This window comes from Duganella sp. BJB1802, assembly GCF_013369445.1.
In the GTDB taxonomy this organism is placed as follows: Bacteria; Pseudomonadota; Gammaproteobacteria; order Burkholderiales; family Burkholderiaceae_D; genus Rugamonas; species Rugamonas vulcania_A.
In genome coordinates, this window is record NZ_JABWEF010000014.1 from 17,802 (window position 1) to 26,776 (window position 8,975).

Genomic DNA, 8,975 nt, shown 5'->3' on the forward strand with positions numbered 1-8,975 from the left:
ATTTTTTAGACGATTTCTACTAGCTAAAAAACGCACGATCGTGCTTTATTTTCTTGTGCGCGCTGAATTTCTCATATAATCTAGCCCACATAATTTAGTCCCGAATTCTTACTTTTTCCAAAGGCATAGCTATGAAAGTCTTGGTACCCGTCAAACGCGTGGTCGACTACAACGTCAAGGTGCGCGTCAAGTCCGACGGCACGGGCGTTGATATTGCCAACGTCAAAATGTCGATGAACCCATTCGATGAGATCGCGCTGGAAGAAGCGATGCGCCTCAAAGAAGCCGGCAAAGTGACCGAGGTGGTCGCCGTATCGTGCGGCGTGACCCAGTGCCAGGAAACCCTGCGCACCGGCATGGCCATCGGCGCCGACCGTGGCATCCTGGTGGAGACCGCCGTTGAACTGGAACCGCTGGCCGTGGCCAAGCTGCTCAAGGCGTTGGCCGACAAAGAGCAACCGCAGCTGATCATCCTGGGCAAGCAGGCGATCGACGACGACTCCAACCAGACCGGCCAGATGCTGGCGGCGCTGCTGGGCTGGCCGCAAGCGACGTTCGCGTCGAAAGTGGTGCTGGAAGACGGCAAAGTCACCGTGACCCGCGAAGTGGACGGCGGCCTGGAAACCCTGGCGCTGACCCTGCCTGCCATCGTCACCACCGACCTGCGCCTGAACGAGCCGCGCTATGTGACGCTGCCGAACATCATGAAGGCCAAGAAAAAGCCGCTGGATGTGACCAAGCCAGAAGACCTGGGCGTCGATGTGACCCCGCGTCTGAAAACCCTGAAAGTCGTCGAGCCTGCCAAGCGCTCGGCCGGCATCAAGGTACCGGACGTTGCAACCCTGGTCGCGAAACTGCGCACCGAAGCCAAAGTCATCTAAAGGAACAATCATGGTCGCATTAGTTATTGCAGAACACGACAACGCTAGCCTGAAAGGCAGCACCCTCCACACCGTGACCGCCGCAGCCCAATGCGGTGGCGACGTGCACGTCCTGGTCGCTGGCTCGAACGCCGGCGCCGCCGCTGCCGCCGCCGCGCAAATCGCCGGCGTGTCCAAAGTGATCGTCGCCGACGCGCCGTACTTCGCCGACGGCCTGGCCGAGAACATCGCCGAGCAAGTGCTGGCGCTGGCCGGTTCGTACAGCCACATCCTGGCTCCGGCCACCGCCTACGGCAAGAACATCCTGCCGCGCGTGGCCGCCAAGCTGGACGTGGCGCAGATCTCGGAAATCACCAAGGTCGATTCGCCTGACACCTTCGAGCGTCCTATCTACGCCGGCAACGCGATCGCCTACGTGCAATCGTCGGACAAGGTCAAGGTCATCACCGTGCGCTCGACCGGCTTCGACGCCGCCGCCACCACCGGTGGTTCGGCCGCGACCGAGACCGTCGCCGCTGTCGCCGACCTGGGCAAGTCGGCCTTCGTTGGCCGCGAGCTGGCCAAGTCGGACCGTCCTGAGCTGACCGCCGCCAAGATCATCGTTTCCGGCGGCCGCGGCATGGGCTCGGGCGAAGCGTTCAAGATCCTGGAACCGCTGGCGGACAAGCTGAACGCCGCCATGGGCGCATCGCGCGCAGCGGTCGACGCCGGCTACGTGCCGAACGACTGGCAGGTTGGCCAGACCGGCAAGATCGTCGCGCCGTCGCTGTACATCGCGGTCGGCATCTCCGGCGCGATCCAGCACCTGGCCGGCATGAAGGATTCCAAAGTGATCGTCGCGGTCAACAAGGATCCCGAAGCGCCGATCTTCTCCGTTGCCGACTACGGCATCGTGGGCGATCTGTTCGAAATCGTGCCGCAACTGGTTGCAGAACTGGGCTAATTCACCCGTTATGAACACAGGGCCACGCTGATCCGGATGACCGGATTGCCGTGGCCTTTTTCTTGGAGACATAAGATGCCGTATCAAGCACCCCTGAAAGACATGCTGTTCGTGATGAACGAACTGGCCGACCTGGCCGGCGTGAACGCGCTGCCGGGCAATGAGGACGCGACCCCGGACACGGCCGAGGCCGTGCTGGAAGAAAACGCCAAGTTCGTCGCCAACGTGGTGGCGCCGCTGAACAATCCGAGCGACAAGGAGCCGAGCTGGTGGCACGACGGCCAGGTCACCACCTCCAAGGGCTTCAAGGACGCCTTCAAGGCCTTTGCCGAGGCTGGCTGGCAGGGTGTGCAGCATCCGGTGGAGTTCGGCGGCCAGGGCCTGCCCAAGCTGCTGGCGACGCCATGCATCGAAATGCTCAACGCCGGCAGCATCTCGTTCGCGCTGTGCCCGCTGTTGTCGGACGGCGCGATCGAAGCGTTGCTGACCGCCGGCAGCGACGAGCAGAAGGCCATCTACCTGGAGAACCTGGTGTCGGGCAAATGGACCGGCACCATGAACCTGACCGAGCCGCAAGCCGGCTCCGACCTGGCCGCCGTACGCACCCGCGCCGTGCCGCAGGGCGACGGCACCTACAAGGTGTTCGGCACCAAGATCTTCATCACCTACGGCGAGCACGACTTCACCGAGAACATCGTCCACCTGGTGCTGGCGCGCACGCCGGACGCGCCCGCTGGCGTGAAGGGGATTTCGCTGTTCATCGTGCCGAAGTTCCTGGTCAACGCCGACGGCTCGCTGGGCGCGCGCAACGACGCGCATTGCGTGTCGATCGAGCACAAGCTGGGCATCAAGGCCAGCCCGACCGCCGTGCTGCAATTCGGCGACCACGGCGGCGCCATCGGCACGCTGGTGGGCGAGGAGAACCGCGGCCTGGAGTACATGTTCATCATGATGAACGCGGCCCGTTTCGGTGTCGGCATGCAGGGCATCGGCCTGGCCGAGCGCGCCTACCAGAAGGCCGTGGCCTTCGCCAAGGACCGCGTGCAGTCGCGCGACCTGGCCGGTTCGGCCGGTCCGGTCTCGATCATTCATCATCCGGACGTGCGCCGCATGCTGATGTCCATGCGTTCGCAGACCGAGGCGGCGCGCGCGCTGGCCTACGTCGGCGCCGGCATCAGCGACGTGGCGCACAGCCACGCCGATGCCGAGGTGCGCAAGGCCAACCTGGCGGTGTACGAGTATCTGGTGCCGGTGATCAAGGGCTGGTCGACCGAGATGTCGCAGGACGTCACGCGCGACGGCGTGCAGGTGCATGGCGGCATGGGCTTCATTGAAGAGACCGGCGCTGCGCAGCACTATCGCGACTCGAAGATCCTGACGATCTACGAAGGCACGACCGCGATCCAGGCCAACGACCTGGTCGGCCGCAAGACCGTGCGCGACGGCGGCGCCGTGGCCAAGGGCATCATCGCCCAGGTGCGCGCGACCGAGGCGCAGTTGGCTGCGGCTGGTGGCGCGGACTTCAAGGCCATCCTGGCGCAGCTGTCGTCCGGCAGCAAGGATCTGGAGGCGGTGGTGGACTTCGTGGTGGCCAACATGAAGAGCGACATCAAGGGCGTGTTCGCCGGCAGCGTGCTGTACCTGAAGCTGGCCGGCCTGGTGCTGGGCGGCTGGCAGATGGCGCGCGCCGCGCTGGTGGCGCAGCAGAAGCTGGACGCCAACGAAGGCGACGCCAGCTTCTACAAGGCCAAGATCGCCACCGCGCGCTTCTTCGCCGACCACATCCTGTCGCAGTCGTCGAGCCTGCGCATCGCCATCATCGACGGCAGCGCCGGCGTGCTGGCCTTGAGCGAAGACCAGTTCTAAACCGGCCTTCCGTTTCCTTAAAAAGCAGTCTTGCAGGCTGCTTTTTTTTCGCCGGGGTTTAAGCGTTTCGTAGTCCGACCGTCGTCATTTCGTCATCCTTTACGTTGACGACGTTCGGGATACGCTAAGATGAAAACCCGGGAATTGATTGAATTATTGCTTGCGAATGGCTGGTTTCAGGTCCGGATGAAGGGCAGCCATCGGCAATTCCATCACAAGACATTGCCAGGCACAGTTACTGTGGCGGGCAAGCTAAATGTTGACGTCCCCGCTGGCACGCTCAACTCGGTCTTGAAGCAAGCCAGAATCGGAAAATAGGGAGGAGTGATGAAATTCCTGGTCATTGTTGAGGAAGGACCGAAATCCTTCGGTGCCTATGTGCCGGATTTGCCTGGTTGCGTTGCAGTGGGCGCCACCCGAAGCGAGGTCGTGGCGCTTATCCAGGAAGCCATCGAGTTTCATCTTGAAGGGATGAGGGCGGACGGCAAACCGATGCCGCGACCTAACTCGTCGGCGACGTCGGTTGAAGTAGAGCTTGCGTAGTCAGTTCCAGGCGCCATCGTCGAGGTTGGCTTTGACTTGCAGTAGCAGGCTGCGCAGCGTTTGCTGCTGCTCGGCGCTCAGGCCCTTCATGGCTTGCGTGTTCAGCGCTTCGGCCTGGCGCTTGATCTTTTGCTGGACGGTGCGGCCGGCGTCGGTCAGCGACAGGCAGGTGTTGCGGCGGTCGGCGGCGTCGGCTTCGCCTTGCAGCAGGCCGCGCTCGCGCAGGCCGGCGATCAGGCGCGTCAGCTGCGCCTTGTCCTTGCCGGTGCGCTTGGCCAGGTCGCTTTGCGTGCTGCCCGGATGGCGCGCGAAAAATCCCAGTACCCGTCCTTCCATCGGCGTCATCTCATGCTGGCCCTCGCGCAGGGCCTGGAATTGCTGCGAACGGAACTGGTGCATGATCGTATGCACGAGATCGAGCACGCCATCCAGGTTCGGATCGCGAGAATGGTTGACTTTGTCATTTGATTTCGGAATAATAGGTGACATTATCAATTATCTGGTCAGGGAAAGACATGAGTATAGACGCTCCAATCAGCCGTGTGCAGCGGGTTCGCCATGAACTCAAGGTTCGCGAGGTGGCGGTGGCCTCGGTGCAGGATATCGGCGCGCACTTTCGCCGCGTCACTTTCCGTGGCCCGGCCTTGCACGATTTTCACAGCGCGTCGTTCGACGATCACGTCAAATTCATCCTGGGGCAGGGCGAGGACGCGGTCAAGCGCGACTACACGCCGCGCAGCTTCGATCCGGTCGCCGGCGAGCTGTGCCTGGAGTTCGCGCTGCATGGCGATGGTCCCGCCGCGCGCTGGGCGGCGCAGGCGGCGCCGGGCCAGCGCGTGATCGTGGGCGGGCCGCGCGGCTCGTTCATCATTCCGGCCGATTACGACTGGCAGTTGCTGATCGGCGACGAGAGCGCCTTGCCGGCGATTGCGCGGCGTCTTGAGGAATTGCCGGTGGGCGTGCGGGTGATCGTGATCGCGAAGGTGGACGATGTGGCCGACCGGCGCGCGTTGGCCAGCGGTGCGCAGGTCGATCTGCGCTGGGTCGGCAGCGATGACGAGATGATCGCCGCAGTGCGCGCGCTCGCGCTGCCGGACGGTGACGGCTACGCCTGGTGCGCCGGCGAGGCGTCGGCGATGGCGGCGGTGCGGCAGGAGCTGGTCGGCGTGAAGGGCTTGGGCAAGCACCAGATCCGCGCCGCCGCCTACTGGAAGCGCGGCGGCAGCAACTTCCACGCCACGCTGGACGAATAAACGGGTGGGGTCAGATACCGTCTTGAATGGCAAGCCCTTTCGATAAGTAATTAGGATCGAAAGGCTTGTCATTGTGTATCACCCCATAAATCAGGTGAGCCAGTTTGTGCATGACTGCACCGATCACGGCTTTCTGTGCCATGCCAGTCGCTGCAAGCCGCTCGGCGAATTGGCGCAGGATGGGGTTATGACGGCGCGCCACCAGGCTAGGCATATACAGCGCAGCGCGCAATGATGTATTGCCTGTTCGACTGATGGTCGTTCGTCCCCTCACTGAGCTTCCGGAGCTGCGTTGCTTGGGCGTTACGCCAAGGAAGGCGGCGAAGGCTTTCGCACTGCCAAAGCGGCGGATATCGCCCAAACTCCCCAATACTTTGGCCGCCGTGGTCATCCCTACGCCGGGGATTGTGGTGAGCAACTCCGCATCGTGCTTCAGGCCAGGATGGCGATCGATGTGATCGTCGATGTCGCTTTCAAGCTTCTCAATTTCTGCGCTGAGCCAGGTGATATGCTGCCGCACGTGCTGCACCACCTCGTCCATTCCACCGATGGCTAACGCCTCCAGCCGGTTCTCTTCCTGCTGGCGGATATCCTTCAAGGCTTGAACGCGCTGTGTCCATGCCCGCAACTGGCGCTGTTCCAGCGGCGGCGGACTCCAGGGCGCAGGCCGCATTGCTGCGCAGTAGCGAGCGATCAGGCCGGCGTCGATGGCATCGTTCTTGTTGCGAATATTCTCGCTGTGGCCAAAGCCTTTGATGCAGGCCGGATTCTCCACGCTCACCATCAGGCCGGCCTGGTGCAACGCAAGCGCCACCGGCTCGGAATACACCCCGGTCGCCTCCATGCAAACGTGCAAGGCCGATAACGGCACCTTGGATTTGCCCAGCCAATCGAGCAGCGCTCGGTGACCTTCGATGGAGTTTTCCAGCACCTTGGTCTTGGTTTTTCCGTTGACCAGCAGTGCAATATCTAATTTTCTCTTACTGACATCAATACCTACTGCTGCGTATATCGCATCCATTTTTTGACCTTCCTCGTATGCAGGCTTACGCATTGACGCGATGGCCCAAGATACCGTTCGGACTTATCAAATGAAACAGGCAGAGGCACCTATCTGACCCACGTGCTCCATGGCACTAAGTCTGATCAGCGTCACTCCGCCCGGCCGCACTTACTTCGTTATTATCCGATGGAGATGCGGTACGCTCAATATACGAAGTCTGACATTCGGACACGAGCTCTGCGGTAGGCGCCAGCTACCGCAGAGCTCGTGTCCGAATGTCAGACTTGACCCCAATCTTGCATTACGTCGATGATGGCCTGGTAGACGCGCACCGGTTCTTCGGCGATGCGGTTGAGCACGTAGAGGAAGTGCTCGTCGCCGAACACGGCGTATTCGCGGGTGGGGAAGCCGCGTGCGTGCAGTTCGGCGATCTGCTCGGTGCCCAGGCCGATCAGCGATTCGAATTCGAACCAGCGCGGGTCGATCCGCTCCTCCAAAATCAGCGCGCTGAGCTCTTGCTGGATGCCGCGGTCGTGCGTGGCGATCGAGCACTTGTGCCCGCTCAGCAGCAGCTCCCGCGCGTGGCGGCGGTAGGCTTCCGCCAGCTCGGGGCTGTTGCGGTGGTAGGAAATCTCTTCCGGTTCCAGAAACGCGCCCTTCACCAGGCGGATGCGGCCGGGGAGCTTCATCAGCGAGGGCAGGTCCTGCGCGGTGCGGTGGCGCTTGGCCGGCACGGTGATGCCGACGTTGTGCAGGCCATCCTCCTTGTGCAGTCGCGCGTAGATGGCGTAGATGTCGTCGGCGCGGTCGGCGCCTTCCATCGAGATCATCGCTTCGCGGTTGATCTCGGCGGCGGCCAGCGCGATGCGGCGGGCGTTGCGGTAGCCTAGTTCCTTGTCCACCGTCAGGCCCACGTGCGACAGGTCGAACGATACCGAGCAGTTCAGGTTGCGCTGGCCGATGGCGCGGGTCAGTTCCATGAACACTTCCGTCTCGGCCATCGCGAAGCCTTCGTCGCGCACGCTCTCGCCCATGTACTCGGCCGAGGCCGCATGGCCCTGGGCGATGATGTGCTCGACCCGCCGCAGCGCGTCGCCCACGGTGCGCCCGGCCACGTAGCGCTGCGACACCTTGTGCATGTACGGCCGCAGCTGCGGGTCGTTGCAGAACTTTTCCTTGGCGCGCTCGTCGAGCGCGAGCGCGCGCAGGGTGGTGGCGGCCTGGTCGACCAGCGGCTGCCATTGGGCGGGGAAGGCGGGGTGGTGCACGGATTCTCCAGTGATAAAAAAACAGCCCGGAGGCTGTTTCGATGTGGGCCTAGTTGCGGACCAGGTTGCCGTTGTCGTTGCGGACCCGGTCGCCGCTGAGCATGCGCGGGTCGTGGTCGAAGTTGAAGCTGGCCTGCTTGCCGTCCTCGTATTGCACGTGCACGGTCCACTGCTTGGTGGACTTGGCGTTCTCTTCGATCTTCTTGCCGGCGTAGGCGCCGCCGGCCGCGCCGGCCACCGTGGCCAGTTCGCGGCCGTGGCCGCTGCCGACCTGGTTGCCCAGCAGGGCGCCGGCCACGCCGCCGGCGATCAGGCCCAGCGCGCTGCCTTCGCCCGCCTTGTCGGTGACCACGACCGAGGTCACCTTGCCGCATTCCATGCAGCTGCCCGGCTTGGCCGGGCTGGCCTTGAGCTGGGCCTTGGCCAGCGCCATCGATTTGTCGTATTCGGTCTTGGCGTCGCGCGTGCATTGCATGCGCGCGGCCGATTCGCCTTCCTCCGAGCACAGCTTCTTGTCTTCCGCGTAGCGCGTGGCGATGCGCTTCGATTCCGCGTTGAATTGCTCTTTGGGTGTTTGCGCCTGGGCGGCGGTGGCCAGGCCGGCCAGTGCCAGCGCCATCAGAATAGAACGGTTCATGCTTTGTTCTCCTTGTTAACCGTAGGAACCACCAGTGTACAACAAGTCAAACAGGCGGGAAATCGTGGCGATCAGGCTGCCGGCGCCCACCATCATGCTGGCCACCAGCACCACGGCCAGCGGCCAGTGGGTGTCCGACTGCCTGCCGGAGCCGGGGTTGAAGCGGGCGTCCCACTTTTCGTCGGACATCAGACCCAGCACCAGCGCCTCCAGGAAGCCGGCCAGGCCGGACACCATGATGGGCAGCAGCTTGTAGAAGCCGTCGGCGTCCGGCCACGCGGCGGACACGGCGGCCGCGGCCGGCAGGGCGGCCAGGTGCAGCCACAGCCAGGGGTCGCGGGCGCCGCGCAGGTACAGGCGCTGGAGGCCGAGGCCGCCGAACAGGAAGGCCAGCAGGGTGGCGAAGGTCTTGTTTTTGTGGGGAGTGTGGTGCGAAACAGTCATGTTTGTTCAGCAGTGGCCGGAAAACATGCAGTATCGGTCATAATACGGCCCCCGGCGGACCTTTTTTATGGTCGTGGCTATTGCCCCGCACGCCGGTTCGGGGGATAATCTTCGATTACCCCAACATTGCCCGATTA

The 8,975-nt window shown here is 63.1% G+C and carries 11 protein-coding genes; 6 read left to right on the forward strand and 5 right to left on the reverse strand.

Annotated features, from left to right (window positions below; translation table 11 throughout):
* Positions 1 to 131 precede the first annotated feature (131 nt).
* The 5 genes from HUX88_RS21020 to HUX88_RS21040 all read left to right on the forward strand — a co-directional run bounded on the left by HUX88_RS21020 (position 132) and on the right by HUX88_RS21040 (position 4,233).
* Positions 132 to 881 (forward strand): electron transfer flavoprotein subunit beta/FixA family protein, encoded by a 750-nt coding sequence (locus tag HUX88_RS21020; protein ID WP_008445986.1) that lies wholly within the window; start codon positions 132 to 134, stop codon positions 879 to 881.
* 10 nt (positions 882 to 891) lie between these two features.
* The gene (locus HUX88_RS21025) at positions 892 to 1,824 is read left to right on the forward strand and encodes an electron transfer flavoprotein subunit alpha/FixB family protein (RefSeq protein WP_176363024.1); all 933 of its coding nucleotides are present in this window, start codon (positions 892 to 894) and stop codon (positions 1,822 to 1,824) included.
* Between the two features lie 75 nt (positions 1,825 to 1,899).
* Positions 1,900 to 3,690 carry an acyl-CoA dehydrogenase gene (locus tag HUX88_RS21030; protein ID WP_176363025.1) on the forward strand — a complete coding sequence of 597 codons (1,791 nt, stop codon included), beginning with the start codon at positions 1,900 to 1,902 and terminating at the stop codon, positions 3,688 to 3,690.
* Positions 3,691 to 3,819: 129 nt separating this feature from the next.
* On the forward strand, positions 3,820 to 4,008 hold the full coding sequence (locus HUX88_RS21035; RefSeq protein ID WP_117015464.1) for a type II toxin-antitoxin system HicA family toxin: 189 nt from the start codon (positions 3,820 to 3,822) through the stop codon (positions 4,006 to 4,008).
* Positions 4,009 to 4,017: 9 nt separating this feature from the next.
* Positions 4,018 to 4,233, forward strand: coding sequence for a type II toxin-antitoxin system HicB family antitoxin (locus HUX88_RS21040; RefSeq protein WP_176363026.1), 216 nt, complete (start codon positions 4,018 to 4,020; stop codon positions 4,231 to 4,233).
* On the opposite strand, the gene HUX88_RS21045 is transcribed toward HUX88_RS21040, so the two are convergent.
* On the reverse strand, positions 4,234 to 4,722 hold the full coding sequence (locus HUX88_RS21045; protein ID WP_176363027.1) for a MarR family winged helix-turn-helix transcriptional regulator: 489 nt from the start codon (positions 4,720 to 4,722) through the stop codon (positions 4,234 to 4,236).
* A gap of 26 nt (positions 4,723 to 4,748) precedes the next feature.
* On the opposite strand from HUX88_RS21045, the gene HUX88_RS21050 reads away from it, so the two are divergent.
* The gene (locus tag HUX88_RS21050) at positions 4,749 to 5,486 is read left to right on the forward strand and encodes a siderophore-interacting protein (RefSeq protein ID WP_176363028.1); all 738 of its coding nucleotides are present in this window, start codon (positions 4,749 to 4,751) and stop codon (positions 5,484 to 5,486) included.
* 10 nt (positions 5,487 to 5,496) lie between these two features.
* Here the strand turns inward: HUX88_RS21050 and HUX88_RS21055 are convergent, their stop codons facing one another.
* From HUX88_RS21055 to HUX88_RS21070, 4 genes are all read right to left on the reverse strand, one after another.
* The gene (locus HUX88_RS21055) at positions 5,497 to 6,540 is read right to left on the reverse strand and encodes an IS110 family transposase (protein ID WP_229219230.1); all 1,044 of its coding nucleotides are present in this window, start codon (positions 6,538 to 6,540) and stop codon (positions 5,497 to 5,499) included.
* Between the two features lie 227 nt (positions 6,541 to 6,767).
* Positions 6,768 to 7,757, reverse strand: coding sequence for a proline dehydrogenase family protein (locus HUX88_RS21060; RefSeq protein ID WP_176363029.1), 990 nt, complete (start codon positions 7,755 to 7,757; stop codon positions 6,768 to 6,770).
* Between the two features lie 49 nt (positions 7,758 to 7,806).
* Complete coding sequence (locus HUX88_RS21065; RefSeq protein ID WP_117015469.1) at positions 7,807 to 8,394, reverse strand: glycine zipper 2TM domain-containing protein; 588 nt, start codon at positions 8,392 to 8,394, stop codon at positions 7,807 to 7,809.
* A gap of 15 nt (positions 8,395 to 8,409) precedes the next feature.
* Positions 8,410 to 8,838, reverse strand: coding sequence for a hypothetical protein (locus tag HUX88_RS21070; protein ID WP_176363030.1), 429 nt, complete (start codon positions 8,836 to 8,838; stop codon positions 8,410 to 8,412).
* Positions 8,839 to 8,975: the final 137 nt, after the last annotated feature.

Excerpts from the sequence above, each read along its gene's own strand:
- HUX88_RS21020 (WP_008445986.1), top strand. The coding sequence starts at position 132 with ATGAAAGTCTTGGTACCCGTCAAACGCGTGGTCGACTACAACGTCAAG.
- HUX88_RS21025 (WP_176363024.1), top strand. The coding sequence starts at position 892 with ATGGTCGCATTAGTTATTGCAGAACACGACAACGCTAGCCTGAAAGGC.
- HUX88_RS21030 (WP_176363025.1), top strand. The coding sequence starts at position 1,900 with ATGCCGTATCAAGCACCCCTGAAAGACATGCTGTTCGTGATGAACGAA.
- HUX88_RS21035 (WP_117015464.1), top strand. The coding sequence starts at position 3,820 with ATGAAAACCCGGGAATTGATTGAATTATTGCTTGCGAATGGCTGGTTT.
- HUX88_RS21040 (WP_176363026.1), top strand. The coding sequence starts at position 4,018 with ATGAAATTCCTGGTCATTGTTGAGGAAGGACCGAAATCCTTCGGTGCC.
- HUX88_RS21045 (WP_176363027.1), bottom strand. The coding sequence starts at position 4,722 with ATGTCACCTATTATTCCGAAATCAAATGACAAAGTCAACCATTCTCGC.
- HUX88_RS21050 (WP_176363028.1), top strand. The coding sequence starts at position 4,749 with ATGAGTATAGACGCTCCAATCAGCCGTGTGCAGCGGGTTCGCCATGAA.
- HUX88_RS21055 (WP_229219230.1), bottom strand. The coding sequence starts at position 6,540 with ATGCGTAAGCCTGCATACGAGGAAGGTCAAAAAATGGATGCGATATAC.
- HUX88_RS21065 (WP_117015469.1), bottom strand. The coding sequence starts at position 8,394 with ATGAACCGTTCTATTCTGATGGCGCTGGCACTGGCCGGCCTGGCCACC.
- HUX88_RS21070 (WP_176363030.1), bottom strand. The coding sequence starts at position 8,838 with ATGACTGTTTCGCACCACACTCCCCACAAAAACAAGACCTTCGCCACC.